The organism is Sinomicrobium kalidii, assembly GCF_021183825.1.
Lineage (GTDB): Bacteria > Bacteroidota > Bacteroidia > Flavobacteriales > Flavobacteriaceae > Sinomicrobium > Sinomicrobium kalidii.
The window spans coordinates 3,702,501-3,728,897 of the sequence record NZ_CP089211.1; the positions used below are offsets into that span (position 1 = coordinate 3,702,501).

Consider the following 26,397-nt stretch of genomic DNA (forward strand, 5'->3'; position numbering starts at 1 on the left):
CGATTTTAACGAAATAACGGTTTCCGCATGGGTCAAACCCGACAAGATCTCCGGAAGCCTCAGCCTTATTGGTAAAGGAGAGGCCTTTTCTGCAAAGATATTCAACGGTAAACTGCAATTCACCACCCCCGGGATAAAAGACCACTACAGTAAGGAAACACTGATCAAGGCAGGTGAATGGGCACATATTACCTATGTATACTCGCAGGACAGAAAAGTCTATTTTTATGTCAACGGTAAGCTGGCAGGTGAAACCACAGCATCCGCATTGGAGCAAACCGAACATTCCATCTTGATAGGAACCAACCTTTGGGGGCAGTATTATAAAGGAGGGTTAAGTGAATTTTGTGTGTGGAACCGGGCGCTGAGCGATGATGAAGTTATGCATGTCTATAAGCTCGGGGTCATATCACCATCTTCTGATCGTACCGCACTTTATTATGCAACGGGTGGCGGAATTCTCATCATTATATTGCTCTTTTTGTATTCCTATACCAGAAGGAAAAATATCAAAAAACATGGCGAAGAAAGAGCAGGGACAGAAAAAATCGTTACTGCTTCTTCAGAGAAAAACCGAAAAGGAAGCATACAGTTGCTGGAAGAATTTAAACTTACGGATAAAGAGGGAAACGATATTACCTTTCGTTTATCCCCGAAACGGAAAGAACTGTTGGTATTGTTAATACTCTACACGCTTAAGGAAGGAGGCATTTCTTCCCGGAAAATGGGACATATACTCTGGCCCGGATTTTCTTCGGAAAGTGTAAAGAACAATCGCAGTACACACATTAAGGAAATAAGGAACCTGCTGCAGGAAAAACTGGATGTATACATCGTCTATTCCAATAAGGTATGGTATCTCGAAGTAGGCAAGGCAGTCGATATCGATATTTATGAGATCGATAAAGGAATTTCTGTATTTTCCGGGATAAAAAGGGAAATTCCCGAAAAAGAAAAGCTCCTGGAATGGGCCAGACTGGTTAGTCGGGGCCCCTTGTTACCGCAAACCGAACTGGAATGGATGGATAATTTCAAATCGGATTACGGAAATGCGGTGCTGGATGTGCTCGTACCATGCATGGAACGGCCTCATGTGTTTTCCGACGAAGAAATGTTACAGCTGATTCGCGCTATACTCACCATCGACCCCTTGTTTGAAAGAGCCGTACGCTCTAAAGTAAATATTCTTATGAAAGCGGGGAAACACACATTGGCCAGGAAGACAACAGACCACTATAAAAGGTTATATGAAAACTTTTATGGTGAAGTGTGTGAGCCTGATTTTCTGGCACCGGTAGAATAAAAGTTCCCGTATATCTTCACATTACCCCGAATATTACCCCGGATAATATCCCGGGTATCAGTAAGTTTATACCGTTAAACTTTAAAATCAACCAAATATGAAGAACAACCGAAGATTGTTCCTAAAAAATCTCGGGTTGGCAGGAGCCGCTACGGCAATGACCCCCGCCATTCTCGCGAAAGAAACCGTCAATGCACAAGGCCGGAAAATAACCTATCTGAACAGGGCCGATACTTCTACAAACGAGAAAACCCTGAAACTGGCGCTTATTGGCGCCGGAGGAATGGGAACTGCCGATATGAATACAGCGTTGGAGCACGATAATATAGAGATCGTAGCCGTATGTGATCTGTATGATGGCAGACTGGACCAGGCCAGGGAAAGATGGGGAGACCATTTGTTCCTTACCAGGGATTACAAGGAGATATTAAAACGAACGGATGTCGATGCCGTTATTATCGGTACACCAGACCACTGGCACAAACGGATAAGTATAGATGCCCTTAACGCCGGGAAGCATGCCTATTGCGAAAAACCGATGGTACACTCTGTAGATGAAGGCCATGAGCTGATCAATGCCTGGAAAAAGTCCGGTAAGATATACATGGTGGGAAGCCAGGGGCTTTCGTCCCTTGGTAATGAAAAAGCCAAACAACTCCTGGCCGAAGGAGCTATCGGCGATATCAATTATGCCGAAGGCTTCTGGGCAAGGCATTCTCCCCAGGGCGCCTGGCAGTATGCCATCCCTGAAGATGCCTCCGAAAAGACGGTTGACTGGGACCGCTATATCTTCAATACCAAAAAACGTCCCTTTGACCCGCTCCGGTTCTTCCGGTGGCGGAATTACCTGGATTACGGTACCGGAATGTCCGGAGACCTCTTCGTACACCTTTTTTCAAGTTTACATTTTATAACCGATTCTTACGGACCGGACAAGGTATCTGCAATGGGCGGGCTCCGTTACTGGAAAGACGGCAGGGAAGTTCCCGATGTACTCCTGGGTATGTTCAACTATCCGGAAACAGAACAGCATCCCGGATTTAACCTGTCCCTGCGCTGCAATTTCGTGGATGGGACCAGCGGGTCCACTTATCTGAAGATAGTGGGAAGTGAAGGTTCCATGGACATTACCTGGAACGATGTGGTGCTGAAAAGGAACAATCACACCGAAGAAGACCCCTTCCTCAAAGAAAAAGCCAAGGAAATGGGAGGATATGCAGGCCGGAAAAAAATACTTCCGCCCGCCGAAACGGTGTATGAGGTGGAAAAAGGTTATAAAGGGGCTCATTACGATCATTTCGCCAATTTCTTCAGAGCCATACGCCACGGAGGGACTGTAGTGGAAGATCCCGTATTTGGCTTCCGTGCGGCCGCTCCCGCCCTGTTGTGTAACGATAGCTACTTTCAGAATAAATACATCGGCTGGGACCCGGTAAAAATGAAAGTGGTATAACGTAACGGTCCGGCGGAATATCGATTTTAACAAACAATAGTAAATCAAAAAATAACACCAATGAAAAATACATTGCTGATCACGGGAATGGTTACCTTGTTTATGGTATCCTGCAAAACAGAAAAGAAGGAAAAACAGAAAGAAGCCGAACCCCAGGCGAAAATAGATGTAACCGATAAGGAAAATACCCTCACCAAAAAGGAAAAGGCCGAAGACTGGATATTACTCTTCGACGGAAAAAATGCCGATGGATGGAGAGGATACAATCAGGAAACCCTTCCCGAAGGGTGGGTGGTCGAAGACGGTACGCTGAAATCCCTGGGAAGAGGCGGGGATATAGGAGGTGATATTGTTTACGCGAAGGAACCTTTTGAAAACTTTGAGTTCTCTTTGGAATGGAAGATCGCCGAAGGCGGTAACAGCGGGGTGTTCTACCATGTGCTGGAAGGTGAACAATACGATGCACCTTATTACAATGCTCCTGAGTACCAATTGATAGACCAGATAGGGTTTCCGCAGAAACTGGAAGACTGGCAGTCTATCGGTGCTGACTACGGTATGTATACACCCGATTATAAAGGCGCCGTGAAACCCGCAGGAGAATGGAATTCCAGCCGGATCGTATTCACCCCTGAAAAGGTAACCTATTGGCTCAACGGGAAGAAAACCGTAGAATTCGTACCGTGGTCTGAAGACTGGAAAAAGCGAAAGGAAGAAGGAAAGTGGAAAGATTTTCCCGATTACGGAAAAGCAAAATCCGGGCTCATCGGGTTACAGGATCACGGAAGTTTCATCTGGTTTAAGAACATAAAAATAAGAAAGCTATGAGAGCGTCTTCATTGATCAACGGATTATTTTCATGCCTGGCCCTGGTATTGATGAGTTGTAATTCGGGTAAAACCGAGCTTTTCAACGGCAAAGACCTCACGGGATGGGAAATATACGGTACGGAAAAATGGTATGTGGAAGACGGTCTGCTGGTCGCCGAAAGCGGCCCGGACAAGAAATACGGTTACCTGGCTACAGACAAAAGTTATAAGAACTTTGAACTGGATGTGGAATTCCTGCAGGAGGCCGACGGCAACAGTGGTGTTTTTTTCCGCTCCGGTATCGAAGGGACCAAGATTTCCGGGTGGCAGGTAGAAGTAGCTCCGCCCGATCTTCACACCGGAGGGATTTACGAATCCTACGGAAGGGGATGGCTTATAAAACCTGAACCGGAAAAAGATAAAATGCTCAGGTACGGGGAGTGGAACCACATGAAGATAAGAGTGAAAGGCGATCATGTGACCACCTGGCTCAACGGCGAGCAGATGATAACCCTTGAGGATGAAAAAATAGGTGAAGCAAACGGAAAAATTGCCCTCCAGATTCACGATGGCGGGGGCATAAAAGTGTACTGGAGAAATATTACCCTGAAGGAGATCCCCGAAGGGGAATAATTTTTTACCTGCGGGAAGATATCAACTTCCGGATCGTTATTTCAGATGTTGGAGACAACATCCGGAGTGATGGTCCGGGAGTTTTTTATTTCTTACCCTGCCCTTTGCAGTACCCTTAAATATCGTTATCTTAGATGTAAATTTTCAAGCGATGAAAAATCTGTTAATTCCAGCTTTCATACTGTTGTTTATGACAGTGTCTGCGCAAAAACAAAATGTTATGAATAAAGAGACCATCTATCAGTTTAAAGTAGAAGACCTCTATGGCAATGATTTCGATTTCAGTAGTTTAAAGGGGAAAAAGATCATGGTGGTCAACACCGCCAGTGAATGCGGTCTGACACCTCAGTACGAAAGCCTGCAGGAACTCTATGAGAAGTATAAAAACAGGGATTTTGTTATTGTGGGCTTCCCCGCCAATAATTTCGGAGGGCAGGAACCGGGCACCGACGAACAGATTGCCGCTTTTTGTGAACAAAACTACGGAGTGACCTTTCCCATGATGAGTAAAATATCGGTAAAGGGAAAAGATATGCATCCGGTATATAAGTTCCTTACCGAAAAGGAAAAGAACGGACTGGAAGACTCGGAAGTGCAGTGGAACTTCCAGAAATATCTTATCGATGAAGAAGGGCATGTGGCAAAAGTTGTCCCTCCCCAGACCCTTCCCGTAGATGAAGCGGTCATAAACTGGATCGAACACTAATATTATACCTGTCTGCTTATGAACAAAACTGTTTTAGGTGTAAACACCATCTGCACCCATGAAGGGGAACTCCGGGACGAAAAATACCGCGGGGCGGTATCCCCGTTGTATATGGCTACATCCTATGCCTTTGAGGATGTGGAAGCAAAACGCTATCCCCGGTACTTCAATACACCCAATCAACTCGCGCTCGCCAGTAAGATCGCAGCACTGGAGCATGCCGAAAGAGGACTGATATTCGGAAGCGGCATGGCAGCAATCAGCACCACTTTGCTGGCTTTTCTCGGGAAAGGAGACCATATAGTGCTGCAAAAAACACTTTACGGGGGGACATTCAACCTGGTAACGGAAGAATTCCGGAAATTCGGAATAGAATATTCGTTTACCGACGGCTCGTCCCCGGAAGATTTTGAAACCCTGATCCGGGAAAACACCAAGGTGATTTATATCGAAACCCCGTCAAATCCATTGCTGACGGTAACCGATATAAAAGCCGTTGCGGAAATTGCCCGGAAACACGGACTGGTATCCATGATAGACAATACTTTTGCCAGTCCGGTGAACCAGACGCCGCTGGATTTCGGGATTGATATTGTCATACACAGCGCCACCAAATACCTGGGTGGCCACAGTGATATACTTGCAGGAGCTGTGGCAGGTTCCGAAGCGCATATAGATAAGGTATTCCAACTGGCCAAGAATTTCGGCGGAAGCCTTAGCGATTATACCGTGTGGTTACTGGAACGCAGCATAAAAACATTGGGACTGAGGGTAAAAGCACAAAACCGGAATGCTAAAAAACTGGCGCGGTTGCTGCAAAAACACCCGGATGTCTCCAAAGTACATTATCCCGGTCTTAAAAGCAATCCCGATTATGCCCTGGCCAAAGCACAAATGAAAGGTTTCGGCGGAATGTTGTCCTTCGAACTCCGGGAAGGGTTGGATGCCCTTCAGTTTATGCGGGAACTGCAGCTTATCAAACCTTCGATGAGCCTGGCGGGAGTAGAAAGTACCATTAGCTCACCGATGCTTACCTCGCATGCCTTGTTGAGTGCAGAAGAAAGGGCAGCGCAGGGGATAGGCGACGGATTATTGCGTCTTTCCGTCGGGATTGAAGATAAAAAGGACCTGATAAAAGACATAGAACAAGCCCTGGTTAAAATAGGAGAACTGGTAAGTTGAGCCCCCGGTAAAAGCGTAAAAAACAAAAATATATAACCATTTAACGGAAAGGAAAACAAGTGAAATTGGACATATTGGCTATTGGTGCACATCCCGATGATGTGGAACTGGGATGTGGGGCCACGATAGCGAAGGAAGTGGCACAGGGTAAAAAAGTGGGGATTCTGGATTTGACCAGAGGAGAACTGGGGACCAGAGGGTCGGCAGAACTCCGCGATAAGGAATCTGCCAGAGCTGCCGAAATACTCGGTGTGGAAATAAGGGAGAACCTTGCATTTGCAGACGGTTTTTTTGTAAATGACAGGGCCCATCAACTGGAAATCATAAAAATAATACGCAAATACCGTCCCGGGATCGTGTTGTGCAATGCTATTGATGACAGGCATATAGATCATGGCAGGGGCAGTAAACTGGCAAGTGATGCCTGTTTTTTGAGCGGACTGATCAAAATTGATACGGGACAGGAGGCATGGCGGCCGAAGCAGGTGTACCACTACATTCAGTGGAAAGATATAACCCCCGATTTTGTGGTGGATGTTTCAGGATTTGTAAAGACAAAAGTGGAGGCCGTATCGGCCTATGCGTCCCAGTTTTTTGATCCGGAGAGCGAGGAACCCGAAACACCGATAAGCAGTAAGAACTTTCTGGATAGTATTACGTACAGGGCCAGGGATTTAGGGCGAATTATCAATGTGGAACACGCAGAAGGCTTTACCGCCGAACGCCATGTAGCCGTGCATTCGCTGGATCATTTGATATAAAATTTTAAGTTTTTTCTTTGTATATAAATGATAAAAAATTACCTTTGCATCCGCAATTAAACGGTGGTTGTAGCTCAGCTGGTTAGAGCGCTAGATTGTGGTTCTAGAGGTCGCCGGTTCGAAACCGGTCTTCCACCCGTAAAGGAGTATTCTTAGCAGGATACTCCTTTTTTTGTTTCCTACAGGCAATACCTGCTTCATAGATTTTTGCCGGAAGGATAAAGTCTTTTTATTATCATATAGTCATAAAAAATAGCACTTATTTTCGGGAACAGATACTTTATCGTAATATTGCGATGTAGGGGTGAGTAACAAGTCCCCGGTTCCGAAACACCTGCACATAACCCGGGCCGGGCTTTAAACCTGAAAATATGCCATGAACACAGTTTTTGATGTTATCGTTATCGGCGGAGGCCAAAGTGGCCTGGCAACGGGCTATTACCTGAGGAGAGGCAGATTGAGCTACCTGATCCTGGACGACCGTGAAAAAAGAGGCGGTGCGTGGCAAAGTGCCTGGGACAGCCTTACACTATTTTCTCCTGCACAACACAGTTCCCTGCCGGGATGGCTGATGCCGAAATCGGAGGGACCTTTCCCGACAAGGCGGGAGGTGATCGATTATCTCGGCAGATACGAAGAACGCTACGGGTTTCCCGTAGAGCGCCCGGTCCGGGTGAACAATATGGAACGGGAAAACGACCTGTTCAGGCTGATCACCACCAAAGGTGATTTTTATACAAGGGCGGTGATCGCTGCAACCGGAACATGGGCCAATCCCGTGATCCCGGATGTGGATGGAAGAGAAAAATTCAAAGGGATACAGTTGCATTCGGCAAACTATAAAAATCCCGAAGTATTTCAGGACCAGAAGGTGCTGGTGGTCGGTGAAGGGAACTCCGGGGCACAGATCATGGCCGAAGTGTCGAAATACGGTCGTGAGGTCAAATGGGCTACACGGAATACACCGGAATTCCTGCCCGACGATGTGGACGGGCATTACCTTTTTAATATCGCTTCAGCTAAATATCGTGCTGAAAAGGAGGGAAAACCTTTTGACTTGTCCAATTACAATCTCGGAAATATCGTTATGGTGCCTTCCGTAAAAGAAGCGCGATCAAGAGGTGTATTGACGTCCGAGGGTTCTTTTACAGGTATGTACGAGGGCGGGGTGATCTGGGAAAACGGAACAAAGGAAGCTTTTGACGCTGTTATCTGGTGTACCGGGTTCGGGTATGCGACCTCGTTTTTGGATACTGTGGTCCGTCCGGATGAAAAGGGAATTATTTCTACGGACGAAACCAGGGCAACAGAAGTTCCGGGACTGTGGCTGGTAGGCTATGGCAGCTGGACCGGCTATGCTTCGGCAACGTTGATCGGGGTAAACCGTACCGCCCGGCAGACGGTAAAGCAGATAGGAGAGTACTTGGCTCAGGTCGAATAAAAAACAATCCCACCGGACCGGGATGCCGACAGGATTGTTTTGTATGATGTCGTAGTCTTCTCGCAGGGGAGAAATTATTCTGTTTCCACCGCTTTATCCACTACCAGCCGTTTTTCCCGGTTGGCGATTTCCCATGCCGTGTAAAATACCAGCCGGGTGCGGTTTTCCAGCAGGTCGTAGTTAATCTTGTCCGGAGTGTCACCGGGACGGTGATAGTCGTCATGGGTGCCGTTAAAATAAAAGATAACGGGAATGTTGTTCTTGGCAAAGTTGTAATGGTCGCTTCGGTAGTAGAACCGGTTCGGGTCGTTGTCGTCGTTGTAGGTATAGTCCAGTTCTATCTGGCAGTACTTTTCGTTCACTTCCTCAGACAGGTTATGCAGTTCGGTGCTCAGTTTGTCCGAGCCTATCAGGTACACGTAGTTCCGGTCTCCTTCACGTTTCGGATCTATTCTTCCTATCATGTCAATGTTCAGGTCGGTAACGGTATTTTCCAGCGGAAAAATGGGGTTCCTGGTATAGTAATCCGAACCTAAAAGTCCTTTTTCCTCACCGGTAACATGCAGGAACACTACAGATCGTTTGGGGCCGTTTCCGGCATCTGCCGCTTTTTTAAAAGCTTCTGCAATTTCCAGAAGTGCTACAGATCCTGAACCGTCGTCATCGGCGCCGTTATTGATCTGGCCGTCTTCGGTTACACCAATGTGATCCAGGTGAGAGGAGATAATAATATATTCATCGGGTTTTTCCGTTCCTTCGATGAAAGCCACTACGTTTTCCGAATCCACGTTGCCCGACTTTCCGGAAAAGGCAATGTCAAAGTTGGTAGTAATAACAGCCCCATTGTCCAGAGATTCAAGGTCCGGACTGATCTGGCCGGCAATATCATTACTGATAAAGGCATAGAAAAAATCTTCGTCTTCTTCGGCTTTTAATTGCATCCTGCCATTCCCTATCCTGTTTTGCATAAAGCTGAATTGCTGTGCAATCATGCTGAAGTTGGTCTTGTCGATAAGCAGTACGCCCTTTACTCCGTTTTTCATGGCAGTATCCAGCCGGTCCGGCATGGATATTTTTATATCAGACCATTTGGAGGGTTCGGAGGTTCCCGAGATAAGGTAGGTGCCGTCTTCGTTTTTGGGTTCGCCTATTACTATGGCAATGACTTTTCCCTCAACATCGAGGCCTTCGTAGTCGGAGTATTTCTCATCTTTTATACCGTATCCGGCAAAGACTATTTCACTGGAAGAATACGCGTTCCGGGCGGGGGAATGGAATGTAACAAAATCTTCCCCGATCTCGTATTGTTGATCATTGACGGCTATGGTAGCCTCCGGCATTTCACTGACCTCGAGGGGGACTTCCTGGAAATACTCGCCATTGTTCTGGGCGGCGGGTACCCCGAGTTTTACATAGTGATCTTTCAGGTATTCAACAGCTTTCTTTTGTCCCGGTTCTCCGGTTTCCCTGCCTTCGAATTCATCGGAAGCATAGGTGTATAAATGATCTTTTAATTCTTGTTGTGTTATGGTTTCCGCGTAGGGTACGGGATCGTAAGAAGCCGCCTTCTTTGAAGGGGCCGTGGCCTTTTGGGAACTGTTGCAGGCAAATGCTACGGACAGTGCCAGATAAAGTATTTTTCTCATTTTGTGCTATATAAATTTGTCAAATATATATAAAATGGAATATATGGTGGGTGAATGTTTTCTAAAAGTTCAGGGGGGTAAGGTTCAGTATGGTAAGATAAGGGGAGTGGGGAATGGGAATGACCTTAGTTGGCCACTTCACTGATAAATTTAATACGGTAGAGGCGTAATTCTTCATCTTCATAATCGCCGTCAAATTCTTCCATGGCAAGAGATATTTTGTCTGTTTCGGCATCGAGAAAATATTCGTGGAGTTCTTCCTGCTGGTCTTCATCCAGGATATCGTCTATCCAGTAGTTAATATCCAGCTTGGTGCCGCTGTAGACGATCTGTTCCATTTCTTTGATAAAACCTCCCATTTCCAGGCCCTTGGCGTCGGCAATGTCATTAAGGGGGAGTTTTCTGTCCACACTTTGTATGATAAAGAGTTTTAATGCGGAATTCGCCCCGGTACTTTTTACAACCAGGTCGTCCGGACGGATGATATCGTTGTCGTTTACATAACGGGTTATAAGTTCGGTAAAAGGTTTGCCGTATTTTTTGGCTTTTCCTTCGCCGACACCATGTATGTTGAGAAGTTCCCTGGCATTTACGGGATATTTCAGGGCCATATCTTCAAGTGAAGGGTCCTGGAATACTACAAACGGGGGAACACCCAGTTTCTGGGCCTCTTTTTTCCGGAGTTCCCTGAGCATGTTGAGGAGGGTGGTATCGGCAGATGCCGCTCCGCCCTTTTTGGCCGTAATTATGGTATCGTCCTCAGCTGTTTCATAAGTATGATCCTCCGTCATCATGAAGGACTGCGGATTTTCGAGGAATTTTTTTCCTTCTTCGGTGAGAAATAAGACCCCATAGGTCTCGATCTCTTTTCTCAGGAGTCCGGCCACCAGTACCTGGCGGATCAGTGCCATCCAGTGTTTGGCTTCTTTTTTCCTGCCTGTGCCAAAAAAGGGTTTTTCATCCGTCTTATGCGATTTGATAAGGGCATTGACCTTACCCACCATGACGTTTACGATCTCTTTGGGTTTGAATTTCTGGTTGGTATTTTTTACAATGGAGAGCAGTTTTGTAACATCGTCTTTGACTTCGTGCTTTTTCTTGGGGTTACGAACGTTGTCATCCATATCTGCCCCTTCGCCGTTCACCTCGTCAAATTCTTCACCGAAATAATGTAAAATGAATTTCCTGCGGGATATGGAAGTTTCGGCATAGGCCACCATTTCCTGTAAAAGAGCGTGCCCGATTTCCTGTTCGGCCACAGGTTTTCCCGCCATGAATTTTTCCAGCTTTTCGATGTCCTTATAGGCGTAGAAAGCAAGGCAGTGTCCTTCACCGCCGTCTCTTCCGGCCCTTCCGGTCTCCTGGTAGTAACTTTCGATACTTTTCGGAATGTCGTGATGGATCACAAAGCGCACATCCGGTTTGTCAATCCCCATTCCGAAAGCAATGGTGGCTACTACGACATCCACATCCTCCATGAGGAACATGTCCTGGTGTTTGGCCCGGGTCTTGGCGTCCAGTCCGGCGTGGTACGGAACAGCGCTGATACCGTTTACCTGAAGTGTCTGGGCCAGTTCTTCCACCCGTTTCCTGCTCAGGCAGTAAATAATGCCCGATTTTCCGGAGTTTTGTTTGACAAACCGGATAATATCGGCATCTACGTTTTTGGTTTTGGGCCTGACTTCATAAAAGAGATTAGGCCGGTTAAAGGAAGCCTTGAACGTATTGGCGTCGGTGATCCCCAGGTTTTTCAGGATGTCTTCCTGAACTTTTGGGGTGGCCGTGGCTGTGAGCGCTATTATGGGAATGTCTCCTCCGAGGCGTTTTATAATGGTCTTGAGGTTCCTGTATTCCGGCCGGAAGTCGTGTCCCCATTCCGAGATACAGTGCGCTTCGTCTATAGCTACAAACGAAATCTTTACAGACCTCAGGAAATCGATATATTCTTCTTTGGTGAGGGATTCGGGTGCCACATAGAGCAGTTTGGTGGTGCCTTCCCGTATATCATGCATCACGGTTCTTACCTCACTTTTGGTAAGCGACGAATTCAATACGTGGGCAATACCGTCATTGGAAGAGAGGCCCCGAAGGGCGTCGACCTGGTTTTTCATCAATGCTATGAGGGGCGATACTACAATGGCCGTACCTTCTTTTACCAGTGCGGGCAACTGGTAACAAAGTGATTTACCGCCACCTGTGGGCATGATCACAAATGTACTGTGATTATCAACTATGCTTTTAACGACACCTTCCTGTAATCCTTTGAATTGGTTAAAACCGAAATATTGTTTTAACTTTTTATGCAAGTCAATTTCAACTGAACTCATTCTATCGTTTTACTATTTTACATACATTTGCACAACTAAAGATATAACATTCTTTATTTATTACAAATAATAAATATCTAAAAAATTTTGAGTGATAAAGAGGCTATAAAAGCAGTTGCAAAAAAAGTAATTGAAATTGAAAGTAGCGCAATAAGAGACCTAAAATCTTTCATAGATGATGAATTTTCGAGCGCTGTTCAGCATATTTTTAACAGTTCGGGAAGAGTTATTGTCACCGGGATCGGGAAAAGTGCGATTATAGCTACAAAAATTGTGGCAACATTAAACTCTACCGGTACACCTTCCATATTTATGCACGCTGCCGATGCCATTCACGGAGACCTGGGGACCATACAGGAAGACGATGTAGTGATCTGTATCTCCAAAAGTGGCAATACGCCTGAAATAAAGGTACTGGTGCCTCTTATCAAAAACGGAAAGAACAAACTTATAGCCATTACGGCCAATAAAGAATCATTTCTGGGGCAACAGGCAGATTTTGTCCTAACCGCTTATGTAGAAAAAGAAGCCTGCCCGAATAACCTTGCACCCACTACAAGCACCACGGCACAACTCGTTATAGGAGATGCACTTGCCATATGCCTGTTAAGCCTGAAAGGGTTTACCAGTAAGGATTTTGCCAGGTATCATCCCGGCGGGTCACTGGGTAAAAAACTGTACCTGCGCGTCAGGGATATTTCCTCGGCCAACATGAAACCCGAGGTAACCCCGGATGCCGACGTGCGGAAGGTGATCGTGGAAATCTCGGAGAAAATGCTGGGAGCCACAGCTGTTATTGCCGACGGAAAGATCGTGGGAGTGGTCACTGACGGTGATATAAGACGAATGCTGAATAATTACGATAATATCAATGGGCTTACCGCCGGAGATATCATGAGCAGAAACCCGAAGAGTATCGAGGCCGATGCAATGGCTGTAGATGCCATGGAAGTTATGGAAAAGCACAGCATTTCACAGCTTCTGGTCGAAGACGAGGGGGTATATGCCGGGGTAATCCATCTGCACAACCTAATTAAAGAAGGGATCATATAATGGCAAAAAAGAAACAGGAGGAGATGTCTTTTCTGGACCACCTGGAAGATCTCCGTTGGCATCTTATACGGGCAACAATAGCTATCGTTATAGTGGGGGGCGTGGCATTCATAGCCAGGGACTTCATTTTTGATACCATCATTTTCGGTCCGAAGAAAGGGGATTTCGTTACCTATGAGTTTTTCTGCAAGGTATCGAAGACCCTGGGACTGGACGAGAGTTTCTGTATCAAGGAACTGCCTTTCCGTATCCAGAGCCGTACGATGGCCGGGCAGTTCTCGGCACATATCTGGACCTCAATATGGGCAGGTTTTATTCTGGCTTTTCCGTATGTATTGTACGAGTTCTGGAGATTCATAAGCCCGGGCCTTTACGAAAACGAGAGAAAAAATGCCAGGGGATTTATATTTATAGCATCCCTGTTGTTTTTTATGGGAGTACTGTTCGGATATTATGTAATATCTCCGTTGTCCATTAATTTCCTGGCCACATACCAGGTGAGCCCGGAAGTGCATAACGACATCGACCTGGGGTCCTATATATCTACGGTAAGAACATCGGTGATTTCGTGCGGGTTGATTTTTGAATTGCCCATACTCATCTATTTCCTGACCAGGATAGGACTTGTAACCCCGCAGTTCCTGAGAAAATACAGGAAAATTTCCCTGGTGATAGTGTTGATCCTTTCAGCAATTATAACGCCTCCGGATATTACCAGTCAGATTGTAGTGACCATTCCTATTCTTATCCTGTATGAAGTGAGTATTGTCATATCCAGATTTGTTATCCGGCAACAGGCAAAACAGGAAAAAGCCCTGAGAAAAAAATAACATAAAATATAGAGCCGCACGGCCGTGCGGCTCAAACGGGAAGACCGATCAACCATTGTAGGGCATAAGGATACGTCCATAAACAAAAGAGCATAAAAATGGGAGATATAGTAAAAGAATTCGACGATTACCGCTCAAGGATGAACGAGCGGATCATGAAGGATAACAACAAGATCATAAAACGAATATTCAATCTCGATACCAATGCCTATATGCCCGGTGCACTGGATGTTAAAACCAAGGAACTGCTGGGTTTGGTGGCATCTGCCGTGCTCCGGTGTGATGATTGTATAAAATATCACCTGGAAAGTTGCCATAAGGAAGGGCTCACCGGCGAAGAAGTTATGGAAGCCATGGGTATTGCCACGCTGGTGGGCGGCACCATTGTAATTCCCCATTTGCGGAAAGCGTACGAGTTTTGGGACGCCCTGGAAGCAGGTGCCGGGAATAGTTAAATGAAACCTAAACACGACCCGGTATCATGCCCGGGCGTAATGTTTTTCGTATTTTTACTTTCTAAGTCCTGTTAGAAATGAAGCTGAGAGCTGAAAATATTATGAAGTCCTACAAGGGACGAAAAGTGGTAAAAGGGATTTCGCTGGAAGTGAACCGGGGTGAGATCGTAGGTCTTCTCGGTCCAAACGGAGCCGGGAAAACCACTTCTTTCTATATGATCGTTGGGCTCATCAAACCCAATGGCGGGCGTATTTTCCTGGATGACCTGGACATTACCAGGTATCCCATGTACAAGAGAGCGCAGAACGGTATCGGTTACCTGGCGCAGGAAGCATCTGTTTTCAGGAAGTTGAGTATTGAGGATAATATTTTAAGTGTACTGCAGCTTACCAAGATGTCCAAAAAGGAACAGCATAGGAAAATGGAGGCACTTATTGAAGAGTTCGGACTCGGACATATCCGGAAAAACCGGGGTGACCTGCTTTCCGGGGGCGAACGACGGCGAACAGAGATAGCCCGCGCACTTGCCACCGACCCCAATTTTATTTTACTGGACGAACCGTTTGCCGGGGTTGATCCCGTAGCGGTGGAAGATATACAGCGTATCGTAGCCCAACTCAAAGACAAGAATATCGGTATCCTGATCACCGACCACAACGTACAGGAAACCCTGGCTATTACCGAACGGTCTTACCTGATGTTCGAAGGCAGTATCCTCAAGGCCGGGGAACCGGAAGAACTGGCTGCCGACGAAATGGTGAGGAAAGTATATCTCGGGCAAAACTTTGAGCTCCGCAGAAAAAAACTGGAATTCAATAAATAAGGGGACCACCCGGACCACCGTTATTTTCCGGTATGTTCCGAGCAGTTCCCGGCGGGGTAGTATCTTTATTTGTCTGCTATACGGTATACGGCCTGAGGTTTTTTAATAGGGTCTCCAGGGTTTCTATACTGGTTCTGTAGGCTTCGGGCGATATGTCTTTCATGGCCTTTATCATGATTTCTTTCTGTACGCTCACTACTTCTTCATAGGCCTGCCGTCCTTTTTCCGTTATGGAAATATCATGGTAATGGACCCTGATGAGGTGCTGTGCCTCAAAGCGTTTGACAAGTTTTTCAATGCCGGCTTCATCGGTAAAAAAATCCAGTGACCTTGCGGCTTCTGACATTGTGAGGTTTTCTTTTTCGTGTATGGCGTTGAAGAACTGCCATTCCAATCGGTTAAAGTCACCGTATTCGCCAGTTTTCCGGATGACATTCGAAAACGTATCATTCGCTTTTTTCACCCAGTAACCTATCGGTCCTTTTTCTTCGTATACCTGTACCACATTGCTGATCGTGTTTTCTTTTTCTTTCATGTCCGGTTTTTGATATTAACCTGCTGTTGCTACCGTATCTTTTGTTTCGCTCTTTTTGCTGTATAACGCATCTGCATACCAGAGAAATTCTTTCAGGAACCTGTTGGTGTTGTCGGTTACCGAATCTCTCAAAGGAGAAAACTCATCGTCAAAAGCCTGGTGGATTTCCGGAACCAGGAGTTTGAGGGGGAGTGGATAAGCACCGAGGCTCAGGATCACGTGCTGTAACTGGGAAGAAGCATTGATGCCTCCCATTTTTCCGGAGGAAGCCGTAGCAACCGCTATGGGTTTCTGCTGGAATTCTGCCCAGTAGTAGTCGAGCATATTTTTAAGGGCCCCTGAAAAGCTGCCGTGATATTCCGGGGTAACAAAGATCATGGCATCACTTTGTTTTAACCGGTGACCTACGGGGCCTACATAAGTAGTATCTGTTCCGTCCTGACCAAAAATGGGCAGGGGCGTTGCACTGAGATCCACCAGGTTGGTTTCCATTCCTTTTTTAATGAGTTGTTGTTGTATAAAATGGGCAAGTCGGTGCGACTGCCTTTCGTTCCGTACGCTTCCTAAAACAATTGTAATTTTCATGATAGTGGTTTTATATGTTAGACTTATGCTTTTTTGATGGTATAAAATTAATTGATTAAATCAATGGTTTTATGTTGTTTTGATAGTATATGTCTATCAATAAATTGGTGTAATTAATACCGGAAGGAAATATTGAAGAAATTATTATTTTTAAGTCATTGTGATACAATATTTTAAATCATGTTAAGATTTTGTCCGGCTTTTTTCGGAGAGAATGAAGAAATGTGTTCCGTCAAGAAGTTCAGGGCATTATGCCCAAAGAAATACTGCGGGGAAAAATATTCATAACCTGTTAATAAATATCTTTCTGTAAAACTTATAATTAAGATATATTTGTAGTTGAACATAAGAAATCTCCTTTTGTGCATTTTGAAGGAAGGAGTCTTAAAAACTAACAGATGAAGTTTATTGTATCCAGTTCGTATTTGTTAAAACAACTACAGGTATTAGGAGGGGTCATTAACAACAGTAACACCCTGCCCATCTTAGATAACTTTTTATTTGAATTGCAAGGCGAAAAGCTGACGGTTTCGGCTTCGGACCTGGAGACTACCATGAGCGCGGTGCTTGATGTGGAATCGGATGCCGAGGGGAACATAGCCGTGCCGGCCAGGTTGTTGCTGGATATTCTCAAAACCTTTCCGGAACAGCCGCTCACCTTTGTCATGGAAGACAACAATACCATAGAGATCAGTTCCAATCACGGGAAATATGCCCTGGCATATGCAGATGCTTCGGAATTTCCCAAAACAGTAGAGTTGGCGGACCCGAGTTCCACTTCTGTTGTCGGGGACGTGCTGGCTACTGCGATCAGTAAGACCATTTTTGCCGCGGGTAATGACGATCTGCGCCCCGTGATGAGCGGAGTGTTCTTTCAGTTTTCACCTGAGAACCTCACTTTTGTGGCTACAGATGCGCATAAACTTGTTAAATACCAGCGTACGGACCTTTCCGCAAGCGAAGTCGCCGAATTTATCATGCCGAAAAAACCACTCAACCTGTTGAAAGGAATCCTGGCAGGCAGTGAAACGGAAGTGACCGTAGAATATAACGAGAGCAATGCCAAATTTACCTTTGATAACGTGGAACTGGTTTGCCGTCTCATTGACGGAAAGTATCCGAATTATGAGGCAGTGATCCCCAAAGAGAATCCTAACAAACTTACAATTAACCGGACGCAGTTTCTCAATTCTGCACGCAGGGTGAGTATTTTTTCCAATAAGACCACCCATCAGATCCGTTTGAAGATAGCCGGAGCCGAGCTCAACATATCTGCCGAGGACATAGATTACAGCAACAAGGCAGAAGAAAGGCTCACCTGTGAATACCAGGGCGATGATATGCAGATAGGCTTTAACTCCAGGTTTCTTATCGAAATGCTGAACAACCTTACTGCGGATGATGTATCCGTAGAAATGTCGCTCCCCAACAGGGCCGGTATCCTTACCCCGGTTGACGGACTGGACGAAGGGGAATATATAACCATGCTGGTTATGCCGGTCATGTTGAACAATTAATTAAAAATCTATACGGAATAATAGTACATAACCGTTATTTTTATATCAGGGCCGTCCCCTTCACTTTTTGGGAACGGCTTTTTTGTTGGTAAGAAAAGAGACCGTGCTAAAAAATTGCGGATGATATAAAAACTATTGTAATGAGTTGGTTGATCCGGAAATGAAAAAGGTGTTATGTGTTGCGGATTGTGCTGTTACCCGGGAAGCACAAAGGTTTAAAAGCATTTCTTCGGTTAAAATAATACCTGCTTAACTTTCGGTAACTTGTAATATTTTACAATTAAAGAACCAAGCTCCACAACTTTAATTCTGGTGCCATTTTAGTTTACAACTATTTTAATTCCTGTATCTTATGGTTATTAGGTTACTGAGTTATTAAGTTGCTGAGTTATTGCGTGTTGACTTAATAACGCAGTAACTCAATAACCATGGCAATTTCATTGCCTTTCTAAACCACCGGACTGCAAGTCCGGTGGTTTAGTTCCGAATGTGGGATTTTTGAGAGATGCTATCGGAAATTTATTATCTTTAAGCAACTGAGTTAAAAAATGTATATAATAAGAAAGTAAGCCGTTGAGACTTTTAGAGATCGTTATAGAAAAAGAAGCGAAAGAAGCGACAGAAACACTTCTGGACAGCGATGAAGTTATTGAAAAATGGATATCGGAGACCGTAGAAGGCGGTTATATAGTAAAAGTACTCACCCGGGATGAGCACGCCAGGGAACTGCTGGCCTCTCTCGAAAAACGACCGCATTGCAGGGTGATCATCCATCCTGTGGAAGGAACCTTGCCAAAACCCGATATGCCTGAAAAGGAAGAGGAGGCTAAAATAAAGATCGGGAAATTCATTGCCATCAGTAAAGAAGAGCTTTACAGTGATATTGATGAACCCGTAAAACTTTCCCTGAATTTTATTCTCATGATTATCCTCTCCACATTTGTGGCGGGAATAGGCATTCTGAAGGACAATGTGGCCATTATTATAGGGGCTATGGTCATAGCGCCCTTTCTTGGCCCGAATATGTCTATGGCCTTTGGTACAACGCTGGGAGACTGGCCTGTCATTAAAAAATCGATAATTACGGGGATCGTCGGTACGCTTATCGCCCTGGTCATTTCCGTGTTATGGGGGATGCTTGCGGGAGATGTGGGATATATTACCATGGACCCGAATATTGCTTATGATGATATTGTCCTCGCCCTGGTATGCGGTTTTGCAGGGGTGATATCAGCAATTAGCGGCCAGGGCAGCACCTTAGTGGGTGTCATGGTAGCAGCCGCCCTTTTACCGCCGCTTATGAGGGCCGGCCTGTTACTCGGAGGAACATATTACCGGGATGCCTTCAATTCCTTCCTTATTTTTTCCACAAATATCATCTGCCTGAACATTGCGGGTATTATCACTTTTTATTTTGCGGGAATCAGGCCGGGAAGGTGGTGGGAAAAAGAAAAGGCGAAGAAGAAAACCCGCTACGCCTTTTTGATCTGGTCCCTGGCATTGGTGCTCATTATCCTCACCATTTTACTGATCCGGAAATTCGAACCCGGTATGGAAACCGTACCCGGGAAGTGAAAAGCCGCTATTCGCTCTTTTCTTTATCTTCCCCGTTGTTTTGCTCCTGCAGGTCTTTTATTTCTTGGATATAGGTGTTCAGTGCTTTGCCGTATTTGGAAGCGGCCACCTCCGGAGACAACGAGGCGTTTATCGTATCCAGGTATTTTAAGCGGGCGTTGGATACTTCCGAAAGAGCAATGTACGGAGCTACATAAGAATCGGTATTTCCCAATGCAAAATTCAGGGTATAAAGGTAGCTCCTGGTAGTATTTTTATCTATGACCTTCCCCAGTGAGTCCCTTTTCAGGGAGTCGTTACCGGCTTTTAGCTGTGCGGTGATCAATTCCAGGTTTTTCTCCCGGAACTTTCGCATTATTTTCTGGTATTCCTCCAGTTTTTCATGAGTTTCGGAGCCTTCTACCTTGGCCTCGGCAGAGAAGTAGTTCCAGGAAGTATTGATGGTGATTTCGCCTTTTTCACCAAAAAAGAGCAGGCTGGTATCTTTGTTTACACTGTTGTGCCGGTTGACAGAGAGGTAAAAGATTTCGGGTGCTTCAATTTCGGTGGTAAAATCAAAATGACTGTCCCCGTCCACAATTAGCGAATCCAGTGTTACAAGGGTGGAGTCCTTTACCTTTTGCAGGTAAAGGGTGCCTTTTTTCAATCCTTTTACCTGGCCGGTCACATGCATTTCGTTCGCGTCGCGGCCACCGCAGGAAAGAAGCAGTAAAAAAGCTGCTGTGAAAGTTATCGTCTTGTTTACGAATGTCATAGTTTTTTACATGATTAGATTAGCGCTGCAAATATCTTTATTCTGATCCATATAAACTACACCGTAGCGGCAAATTCCATTAACCAGGCACAGAGCATGGCTCCGTAGGTACCCACTGCATAACCGAATACGGCCAGGAGTACCCCTACTGTAGTAAGCGAAGGATGAAATGCTGCAGCAACAACAGGAGCAGAAGCCGCTCCGCCCACGTTGGCCTGGCTGCCCACGGCCAGAAAGAAATACGGTGCCTTTATCCATTTGGCCACCAGGATAAGCAATCCGGCATGGATGGCCATCCATACCAGTCCGATAGCCAGCAGCCCGGGATTGTCAAATACGGCTGCCAGGTCCATTTTCATGCCTATGGTGGCTACGAGAATATAGATACAGATACTTCCCAGTTTGCCGGCGCCGGCACCTTCGTAATTTCTCACCCTGGTAAAAGACAATAGTATCCCAATGGCAGTAGCAATGGAGATCATCCAGAAGAACTGGGAACCAAAGGAAGACAATGCGCTTTGTTTGTCTCTTACTGCTTCAAAGGTTGAAATCAGAAATTCAGAGATACCTGTGGCTCCCCAATGAGCAATGCCCACTGTAGTGAAAGCGATGGAGAGAATGATCATAAGGTCGGTAAGCGAAGGGTTCCGGGATATTTTTTCTGCAAAAGCGGAAACTTTGTGTTTCAGCTCTTCTATGGCCGAAGCATCTGCTTTGAGCCAGCGGTCTATCTGCTGGTTTTTACCGATTCCCAGGAGGATTACCGCCATCCACAGGTTGGCCATCACAATATCCACGAGCACCATACCGCCGTACTTTTCCGGGTTGTATTTGAATATTTCCAGCATGGCAGCCTGGTTGGCCCCACCGCCTATCCAGCTTCCCGCCAGCGTAGCCAGCCCCCGCCACACAGCATCGAAGCCCACACCGCCTACGGTATCCGGAGAGACCAGTGAAATCAGTAAAATGGCCAATGGCCCGCCGATCACAATACCTATAGTCCCTGTAAAGAACATGATAAGCGCTTTGGGTCCCAGGTTAAAGATGGCTTTGAGGTCTATACTGAGTGTCATCAGAACGAGTGCGGCGGGTAGCAAATACCTGCTCGCTACATAATACAGGTTGGATGTCTGGTCGTCCACGAGTCCCGTGGAATTATATATGGCCGGAATGAGGTAGCACATCAGAAGGGCGGGGACAATTTTATAGAATTTGCTCCAGAATCCCGTGGTCCTGGAAGAGGTGTAGAAAACGAAACCAAGGGCCAGCATTAACAATCCGAAGACAATGATATCGTTAGTAAAAACAGCGGTTTTTTCCATATGACGTCTGTTATTTGCCGGCAAAATACAAAAATACAACAGAACCGGCTCCCGGATTTATATTTTTTCAAAATCCACGTCACGCACTGTAAAAAAAACAATAGTATTTTTTTAACCTTTTAATTTAGAATAAGTATAAATAATAATTTAATTTAGCTTCGGGTTTTTTTGAAATGCCTGTGGATAAGATATTAAACCGTTGAGGGCACTTCATATGACCTGGTAAAACGAATAGAAAATAATTGGTGAAATATGGCTGATAAAAAGAATGATGTGCTAAGAGCAGTACTTCACGTAAAGCGAAAGGAATATATAACCCCGCATTATATCCGGGTAGTTCTGACAGGAGATCACATAGAACAATTTGCAGATACTACCGTAGGTGTGAATAACAAGATATTGGTTCCGCCGAAGGGTGTAGACAAAATCCATTTTCCGGAATTCGATGAAGTAAAAAACGAATGGATACAACCTCCGGAGCACCTTCGCCCGGTGATACGTACCTATACGCACCGGGGTATTGATGTGGAAAACAGGGAGATGATCGTCGACTTTGTTTATCACGGTGATCACAGTCCCGCGTCAGGATGGGCAGGACGGGCAAAAGAAGGGGACCAGCTCGGTGTATTGATGAAAGCGGGGAAGAGAACCCTGTACCCTGAGGCCGACTGGTACCTGCTGGCCGGAGATGCCACGGCAATTCCCGTTTTGGGGGCTATTCTGGAAAGTTTGCCTTCAACTGCCCGTGTAACGGCTGTTTTAGAGGTTCACGGAGAAGAAGACGAACAGCAACTGTACACGGAAGCACAGCTCGATATATGCTGGTTACACAACCCTTCCCCGGAGGAAGGCAGTAAACTGGCGGATGCTGTCAAACAGGTGCAGCTACCCGAAGAGGGGACCCGGTTCGGGTATGTAGCCGCCGAATTTTCAAGTGTGAAAGAAATCCGGCAGTACCTGCGTAAAGAACTGGGGTGGACCGCCGGGGAACTTTATGCCTATTCCTACTGGAAAGCGGGAATGGCGGAAGATCAATCCGCTGCCGACCGGCGAAAGGAAAAACAGCGTGCATAGCGGTATTCCGGTAGCATCCTTAAAATACCTTTTGAATATATTTGGCTACCCCGTCTTCCTTGTGATGGGCTGTAAGGGCATCTGCCACTGCTTTTACTTCGTCACGGGCGTTGGCTACGGCAACTCCGTGTCCTACGGCGGCGATCATTTCGGTGTCGTTATAATTGTCGCCGAACGCAATGGCCTGCTCCAGTGACAGGTTGTAGTGGGCAAGCAGTTTTTGTATGCCGGTAAGTTTGGAAACTTCCTTACTGGCAATTTCAATATAGGTGTCTTTGGAACGGTAAAGGTGAAGACCATCGCCCAGGTGTTTGCTGAAATTCCGGTAGGCTTTTTCAATAAGGTGCGCATCACCCATACAGGTAATTTTATGCGCTCCTTTTTGCAGGGGTTCCCATTCGTCTACAACAGCCCGGTTGGGTTTTATTTCAGGGCTTATCCTGGTATTGTTCTCTTCCCTTTTCGCCCAGCGGTCATAAGATTCCACATACCACGAATTGGTGTTGAACAGGCTGATATGAAATTTCCCTTCGGGATTGTTCTCGTTGTAGTTGACAATGTGTTTTACGGTATCCAGGGGGATTTCGGTGGAATGTATGGACTGCTCATCCACCAGTACAAGGGCGCCGTTATAACATACCAGGGGGGATCGGGAAACATCCAGTTTTTCCTGCAGATGGTACATTTGTTTGGGCATCCTTGCGGAAACCAGTATTACAGGGATATCGTTTTTTATCCTTTTTATTTCGTTTACAGTGAGGGCAGACAAGTCCCTTTCGGCATTGAGTAAAGTACCGTCTATATCGGTGAAAAGTATTTTGTATGTCATAACCGGAGTTGTAGCAATTTTTGCGATGCAATAAAGCGAATATATTTCGCATATCAAATTTCAGGAGAATGATTTTTGTCCGCTGTCCCGGTCATTGGTCGTCCTTTTTTTTCGGGGCCCGCTTGGCCTGTTTTAACGATTGCATAAGCATCCACTCTATCTGGCCGTTGGTGCTGCGGAACTCGTCGGCGGCCCACTTTTCGATAGCTTTGAGCATTTCTTCGTTAATGCGCAGTGCGAATGCTTTTTTCTTTGCCATGTCTTAATCTTTTATAAGCAGAACCTCCTGGCCGTTCTGATACAGGGTGAGTCCTACTATCGTATCATTTTCATCAGCTTCAAATATTAACCTCGCGAGAACGGTCTTATAAAAAAAACTGTGATCCCCGCTATAATATATGCGTTGTTCCGGTTGTCCGGGTATAGCGGCATAAAGGGCATTGTTTTTTACCGTAAAACGGATACGGAAGCCCAGGCCGTTATTTTGATAACTCCCCGCATAGTGTTGCAGTTTTTCCGGTTTGATATCCATGGCTTCGGGTGTCGTCAGCAGTTTGTGTTTTTCCGGGGCTACCAGGTGCATGGCGATATCTTCCGCCGGGCTGCTCCCGGAATTGACCACTATGGCAACCACCCGTTTTTGCACGGGGTTTATGGCGAGGAATGAGCGAAATCCGCCCGTACCGCCGTTGTGAAAAGCAATATCCCCTGAAAAATGCCACCCGAGGCCGTATTTCCGGTTGTCTTTACCGGTGAAATGGGGTTGCATGGTAAGGCTTGCCGCTTCTTTTAAGGGGTTTTCCGGGGTAAGGTAAGTCTTTCCGTAAGCCAGGAGGTCAGTGATACTGGCTTTTAATGCCCCGGCTCCGGCGAGGGCTTTAAAGTCCCAGTGGCTTACGGGATTGTTCCCCATATAACCCGTAGCCAGATTGCCTGTCTGTCCTTCCGGGACTTTTATAAAAGTATGTTTTAATTTTAAAGGAGATAAAATTTCCTTCCGGAGGAGTTTGTCGTAATCAGTCTGCTGGCTCAGGGCAAGTAATTCGCCCAGGAGCCCTGCTCCCAGATTGGAATACAAATACCTTTTGCCGATGGCTGTCGGTTTATAATGCCGGAGGTAATCGAACAGTTGTTTCCGGTCATAATCCCTGTAGGGGTTATCCAGGGAAGAAGGCGCCAGGTTATCCGGAAGGCGCGGCAATCCCGATGTATGCGTAGAAAGCTGTTTGAGCAGTATAGCGTTTCCCGTGCTGTCCCTGAGCCTGATGGAATCGGGGAGCAATGTGTCTGCCGGGTAATTCAGCTTCAGTTTCCCAGCTGTGGTATATTTGGCCAGTAACAGGCCCGTGTAGGTCTTGGTTATGGAACCTATTTCATAAAGGGTGTTTTTGTCGGCTTTTTCCTTTTTCGCAATGTTTTTATGTCCGTATATAAAGTAATGTTCTTCTTTCCCCTCTTCCCATATACCAACGGCTACAGAAGGGTAGACCTTGTTGTCCACACGTGTCTTGATCTCATCCTTGACGGGTTGCGTTATTTGTGCGGTACAAAACTGTCCCGTAAGGATCAGCAGAGCGAGGGAACTGTGGTATTTTACTGTTTTTTTACGTTTCATATATCAATCTGTGTTGGTGGCGATCAGGTATGTAGCGGCAAAGTTAAGGATGTTGGCATAGTTGTGGGAAATTCCGGGTGCTTTTTTATACCGTACCCAGAAACCAGGTGAGGAGCAAGGACAGGATGGTCAGAAGTATATGTAACATGATCCGGTTTTTATAATCCATATCAGTGATTGAGCGTCCCGGAGTTGATGACCGGTGCGGCGTCTTTATCGGAACACAGCACAACCATGAGGTTGCTTACCATTGCGGCCTTTCGCTCTTCATCCAGCGTCACGATCTCCTTTTTGCTGAGTTCGTCCAAAGCCATTTCCACCATGCTTACGGCACCTTCCACGATTTTATGCCGGGCTGCGACTATGGCAGTAGCCTGTTGGCGTTTCAGCATGGCATTGGCAATTTCCTGGGCATAGGCCAGATAACCTATCCGGGCCTCCAGTACTTCAATACCGGCCATGGCCAGACGTTCCTGGACTTCCTTTTCCAGGGCTTCGCTGACCTCGTTGACACTCGACCGGAGCGTGATGTCTTCATCAGATCCTTCATCCGCAAAATTGTCGTAAGGGTACATGCTGGCCAGTTTTCGTACGGCAGCATCGGTTTGTACACGAACAAAATCCTTATAATCATCTACTTCAAACGCGGCTTTATAGGTATCCCTTACCCGCCATACCAGAATGGTGCTTATCATTACGGGATTGCCGAGTTTGTCGTTGACCTTGAGGCGTTCACTGTCGAAATTGCTGGCTTTGAGGGATATCTTTTTCTTGGTGTAAAACGGATTTACCCAGAAAAAGCCGTTCTTTTTTACCGTGCCCATATATTTCCCGAAGAGCAACAATACCCGGGACCCGTTGGGGTTGACCAGGATAAATCCTTTAGGGATAAAGAGGGAGATAACTACACTTATTATAAACCCGCCTGTTTCGGTGAACAGGAAACCTGCTATCCCACCCAGGAATAAAACTGCGAATACCAGTAGCATCACATAGCCGTTTGCCGGAGCAATAATTTTTTCGTGTCTCATGTTTTTGATATTAAAATGATATCATAAATATATTAATTTTTTTTAATAACTGAAGATTTTGTGCATTTTTTATGGGATACCGGGCGGTGACGGGATGAAAGACAGGGCGCAAACGGAATTTTAACTTTAAGATGACT

General features: G+C 45.9%; 25 protein-coding genes and 1 tRNA gene (1 of these 26 cut by a window edge). 16 read left to right on the top strand and 10 right to left on the bottom strand.

Annotated elements, in window-relative coordinates:
- From LS482_RS14965 to LS482_RS15005, 9 genes are all read left to right on the top strand, one after another.
- Nucleotides 1-1,303: the 3' portion of a LamG-like jellyroll fold domain-containing protein gene (locus tag LS482_RS14965; RefSeq protein ID WP_233028324.1), read on the top strand. The gene continues 992 nt to the left of window position 1, outside the view; 1,303 of the gene's 2,295 nt are visible here — the last part of the coding sequence; its start codon lies beyond the left edge, outside the window; it ends in the stop codon at nt 1,301-1,303.
- A gap of 97 nt (nt 1,304-1,400) precedes the next feature.
- A complete protein-coding gene (locus LS482_RS14970; protein WP_233028325.1) occupies nt 1,401-2,756 on the top strand; it encodes a Gfo/Idh/MocA family protein in 1,356 nt (451 codons plus the stop codon).
- A gap of 60 nt (nt 2,757-2,816) precedes the next feature.
- Complete coding sequence (locus tag LS482_RS14975; RefSeq protein WP_233028326.1) at nt 2,817-3,584, top strand: 3-keto-disaccharide hydrolase; 768 nt, start codon at nt 2,817-2,819, stop codon at nt 3,582-3,584.
- Nucleotides 3,581-4,198 carry a 3-keto-disaccharide hydrolase gene (locus LS482_RS14980; protein WP_233028327.1) on the top strand — a complete coding sequence of 206 codons (618 nt, stop codon included), beginning with the start codon at nt 3,581-3,583 and terminating at the stop codon, nt 4,196-4,198. The genes LS482_RS14975 and LS482_RS14980 overlap by 4 nt, the downstream gene beginning before the upstream one ends.
- Nucleotides 4,199-4,349: 151 nt before the next feature.
- Nucleotides 4,350-4,904, top strand: coding sequence for a glutathione peroxidase (locus tag LS482_RS14985; RefSeq protein WP_233028328.1), 555 nt, complete (start codon nt 4,350-4,352; stop codon nt 4,902-4,904).
- Between the two features lie 18 nt (nt 4,905-4,922).
- Nucleotides 4,923-6,086 carry a trans-sulfuration enzyme family protein gene (locus LS482_RS14990; protein ID WP_233028329.1) on the top strand — a complete coding sequence of 388 codons (1,164 nt, stop codon included), beginning with the start codon at nt 4,923-4,925 and terminating at the stop codon, nt 6,084-6,086.
- 59 nt (nt 6,087-6,145) lie between these two features.
- A complete protein-coding gene (gene bshB1 / locus LS482_RS14995) occupies nt 6,146-6,847 on the top strand; it encodes a bacillithiol biosynthesis deacetylase BshB1 (RefSeq protein ID WP_233028330.1) in 702 nt (233 codons plus the stop codon).
- Nucleotides 6,848-6,909: 62 nt separating this feature from the next.
- Nucleotides 6,910-6,985, top strand: a tRNA-His gene (locus LS482_RS15000).
- 238 nt (nt 6,986-7,223) lie between these two features.
- On the top strand, nt 7,224-8,288 hold the full coding sequence (locus tag LS482_RS15005) for an ArsO family NAD(P)H-dependent flavin-containing monooxygenase (protein WP_233028331.1): 1,065 nt from the start codon (nt 7,224-7,226) through the stop codon (nt 8,286-8,288).
- Nucleotides 8,289-8,362: 74 nt separating this feature from the next.
- Here the strand turns inward: LS482_RS15005 and LS482_RS15010 are convergent, their stop codons facing one another.
- Complete coding sequence (locus LS482_RS15010; protein ID WP_233028332.1) at nt 8,363-9,934, bottom strand: M28 family peptidase; 1,572 nt, start codon at nt 9,932-9,934, stop codon at nt 8,363-8,365.
- A 125-nt stretch (nt 9,935-10,059) separates the two neighbouring features.
- Nucleotides 10,060-12,261 (bottom strand): DNA helicase RecQ, encoded by a 2,202-nt coding sequence (gene recQ, locus LS482_RS15015; protein WP_233028333.1) that lies wholly within the window; start codon nt 12,259-12,261, stop codon nt 10,060-10,062.
- 87 nt (nt 12,262-12,348) lie between these two features.
- Between recQ and LS482_RS15020 the strand changes: the two genes are divergently transcribed.
- From LS482_RS15020 to lptB, 4 genes are all read left to right on the top strand, one after another.
- Entirely contained in the window at nt 12,349-13,314 is a 966-nt protein-coding gene (locus tag LS482_RS15020) for a KpsF/GutQ family sugar-phosphate isomerase (protein WP_233028334.1), read from the top strand.
- Complete coding sequence (tatC, locus tag LS482_RS15025; protein ID WP_233028335.1) at nt 13,314-14,144, top strand: twin-arginine translocase subunit TatC; 831 nt, start codon at nt 13,314-13,316, stop codon at nt 14,142-14,144. The genes LS482_RS15020 and tatC overlap by 1 nt, the downstream gene beginning before the upstream one ends.
- Before the next feature lie 98 nt (nt 14,145-14,242).
- Nucleotides 14,243-14,599: a carboxymuconolactone decarboxylase family protein gene (locus tag LS482_RS15030; RefSeq protein WP_233028336.1), complete on the top strand. Its 357-nt coding sequence runs from the start codon at nt 14,243-14,245 to the stop codon at nt 14,597-14,599.
- A gap of 77 nt (nt 14,600-14,676) precedes the next feature.
- Complete coding sequence (gene lptB, locus LS482_RS15035) at nt 14,677-15,423, top strand: LPS export ABC transporter ATP-binding protein (protein WP_233028337.1); 747 nt, start codon at nt 14,677-14,679, stop codon at nt 15,421-15,423.
- Between the two features lie 76 nt (nt 15,424-15,499).
- Here lptB and LS482_RS15040 read toward each other — a convergent pair whose 3' ends face one another.
- Nucleotides 15,500-15,958, bottom strand: a complete 459-nt coding sequence (locus tag LS482_RS15040) for a MarR family winged helix-turn-helix transcriptional regulator (RefSeq protein ID WP_233028338.1) — start codon at nt 15,956-15,958, stop codon at nt 15,500-15,502.
- Between the two features lie 15 nt (nt 15,959-15,973).
- On the bottom strand, nt 15,974-16,543 hold the full coding sequence (locus LS482_RS15045) for an NADPH-dependent FMN reductase (protein WP_233028339.1): 570 nt from the start codon (nt 16,541-16,543) through the stop codon (nt 15,974-15,976).
- 398 nt (nt 16,544-16,941) lie between these two features.
- Between LS482_RS15045 and dnaN the strand changes: the two genes are divergently transcribed.
- Nucleotides 16,942-18,060 carry a DNA polymerase III subunit beta gene (gene dnaN / locus LS482_RS15050; protein ID WP_233028340.1) on the top strand — a complete coding sequence of 373 codons (1,119 nt, stop codon included), beginning with the start codon at nt 16,942-16,944 and terminating at the stop codon, nt 18,058-18,060.
- A 573-nt stretch (nt 18,061-18,633) separates the two neighbouring features.
- Nucleotides 18,634-19,635 (top strand): TIGR00341 family protein, encoded by a 1,002-nt coding sequence (locus LS482_RS15055; protein ID WP_233028341.1) that lies wholly within the window; start codon nt 18,634-18,636, stop codon nt 19,633-19,635.
- A gap of 7 nt (nt 19,636-19,642) precedes the next feature.
- On the opposite strand, the gene LS482_RS15060 is transcribed toward LS482_RS15055, so the two are convergent.
- Together LS482_RS15060 and LS482_RS15065 are read right to left on the bottom strand one after the other, a co-directional pair.
- Nucleotides 19,643-20,389 carry a DUF4369 domain-containing protein gene (locus LS482_RS15060; protein ID WP_233028342.1) on the bottom strand — a complete coding sequence of 249 codons (747 nt, stop codon included), beginning with the start codon at nt 20,387-20,389 and terminating at the stop codon, nt 19,643-19,645.
- 56 nt (nt 20,390-20,445) lie between these two features.
- Complete coding sequence (locus tag LS482_RS15065; protein ID WP_233028343.1) at nt 20,446-21,711, bottom strand: DUF819 family protein; 1,266 nt, start codon at nt 21,709-21,711, stop codon at nt 20,446-20,448.
- 252 nt (nt 21,712-21,963) lie between these two features.
- Here LS482_RS15065 and LS482_RS15070 point away from each other — a divergent pair, with 252 nt between their 5' ends.
- Complete coding sequence (locus tag LS482_RS15070) at nt 21,964-22,785, top strand: siderophore-interacting protein (protein ID WP_233028344.1); 822 nt, start codon at nt 21,964-21,966, stop codon at nt 22,783-22,785.
- A 19-nt stretch (nt 22,786-22,804) separates the two neighbouring features.
- Here the strand turns inward: LS482_RS15070 and LS482_RS15075 are convergent, their stop codons facing one another.
- From LS482_RS15075 to LS482_RS15090, 4 genes are all read right to left on the bottom strand, one after another.
- The gene (locus LS482_RS15075; RefSeq protein ID WP_233028345.1) at nt 22,805-23,614 is read right to left on the bottom strand and encodes an HAD family hydrolase; all 810 of its coding nucleotides are present in this window, start codon (nt 23,612-23,614) and stop codon (nt 22,805-22,807) included.
- Nucleotides 23,615-23,705: 91 nt separating this feature from the next.
- Nucleotides 23,706-23,873, bottom strand: a complete 168-nt coding sequence (locus tag LS482_RS15080; RefSeq protein ID WP_233028346.1) for a type II toxin-antitoxin system antitoxin — start codon at nt 23,871-23,873, stop codon at nt 23,706-23,708.
- Between the two features lie 3 nt (nt 23,874-23,876).
- On the bottom strand, nt 23,877-25,229 hold the full coding sequence (locus LS482_RS15085; RefSeq protein WP_233028347.1) for a serine hydrolase domain-containing protein: 1,353 nt from the start codon (nt 25,227-25,229) through the stop codon (nt 23,877-23,879).
- Nucleotides 25,230-25,399: 170 nt separating this feature from the next.
- Nucleotides 25,400-26,260: an SPFH domain-containing protein gene (locus LS482_RS15090; protein ID WP_233028348.1), complete on the bottom strand. Its 861-nt coding sequence runs from the start codon at nt 26,258-26,260 to the stop codon at nt 25,400-25,402.
- Between the last annotated feature and the right edge of the window lie 137 nt (nt 26,261-26,397).

Bases quoted from the DNA above. Each gene is read 5' to 3' on its own strand.
- LS482_RS14970 (WP_233028325.1), top strand. From the start codon at position 1,401: ATGAAGAACAACCGAAGATTGTTCCTAAAAAATCTCGGGTTGGCAGGA.
- LS482_RS14975 (WP_233028326.1), top strand. From the start codon at position 2,817: ATGAAAAATACATTGCTGATCACGGGAATGGTTACCTTGTTTATGGTA.
- LS482_RS14980 (WP_233028327.1), top strand. From the start codon at position 3,581: ATGAGAGCGTCTTCATTGATCAACGGATTATTTTCATGCCTGGCCCTG.
- LS482_RS14985 (WP_233028328.1), top strand. From the start codon at position 4,350: ATGAAAAATCTGTTAATTCCAGCTTTCATACTGTTGTTTATGACAGTG.
- LS482_RS14990 (WP_233028329.1), top strand. From the start codon at position 4,923: ATGAACAAAACTGTTTTAGGTGTAAACACCATCTGCACCCATGAAGGG.
- LS482_RS15005 (WP_233028331.1), top strand. From the start codon at position 7,224: ATGAACACAGTTTTTGATGTTATCGTTATCGGCGGAGGCCAAAGTGGC.
- LS482_RS15010 (WP_233028332.1), bottom strand. From the start codon at position 9,934: ATGAGAAAAATACTTTATCTGGCACTGTCCGTAGCATTTGCCTGCAAC.
- recQ (WP_233028333.1), bottom strand. From the start codon at position 12,261: ATGAGTTCAGTTGAAATTGACTTGCATAAAAAGTTAAAACAATATTTC.
- tatC (WP_233028335.1), top strand. From the start codon at position 13,314: ATGGCAAAAAAGAAACAGGAGGAGATGTCTTTTCTGGACCACCTGGAA.
- LS482_RS15030 (WP_233028336.1), top strand. From the start codon at position 14,243: ATGGGAGATATAGTAAAAGAATTCGACGATTACCGCTCAAGGATGAAC.
- lptB (WP_233028337.1), top strand. From the start codon at position 14,677: ATGAAGCTGAGAGCTGAAAATATTATGAAGTCCTACAAGGGACGAAAA.
- LS482_RS15040 (WP_233028338.1), bottom strand. From the start codon at position 15,958: ATGAAAGAAAAAGAAAACACGATCAGCAATGTGGTACAGGTATACGAA.
- LS482_RS15045 (WP_233028339.1), bottom strand. From the start codon at position 16,543: ATGAAAATTACAATTGTTTTAGGAAGCGTACGGAACGAAAGGCAGTCG.
- dnaN (WP_233028340.1), top strand. From the start codon at position 16,942: ATGAAGTTTATTGTATCCAGTTCGTATTTGTTAAAACAACTACAGGTA.
- LS482_RS15060 (WP_233028342.1), bottom strand. From the start codon at position 20,389: ATGACATTCGTAAACAAGACGATAACTTTCACAGCAGCTTTTTTACTG.
- LS482_RS15065 (WP_233028343.1), bottom strand. From the start codon at position 21,711: ATGGAAAAAACCGCTGTTTTTACTAACGATATCATTGTCTTCGGATTG.
- LS482_RS15070 (WP_233028344.1), top strand. From the start codon at position 21,964: ATGGCTGATAAAAAGAATGATGTGCTAAGAGCAGTACTTCACGTAAAG.
- LS482_RS15075 (WP_233028345.1), bottom strand. From the start codon at position 23,614: ATGACATACAAAATACTTTTCACCGATATAGACGGTACTTTACTCAAT.
- LS482_RS15080 (WP_233028346.1), bottom strand. From the start codon at position 23,873: ATGGCAAAGAAAAAAGCATTCGCACTGCGCATTAACGAAGAAATGCTC.
- LS482_RS15085 (WP_233028347.1), bottom strand. From the start codon at position 25,229: ATGAAACGTAAAAAAACAGTAAAATACCACAGTTCCCTCGCTCTGCTG.
- LS482_RS15090 (WP_233028348.1), bottom strand. From the start codon at position 26,260: ATGAGACACGAAAAAATTATTGCTCCGGCAAACGGCTATGTGATGCTA.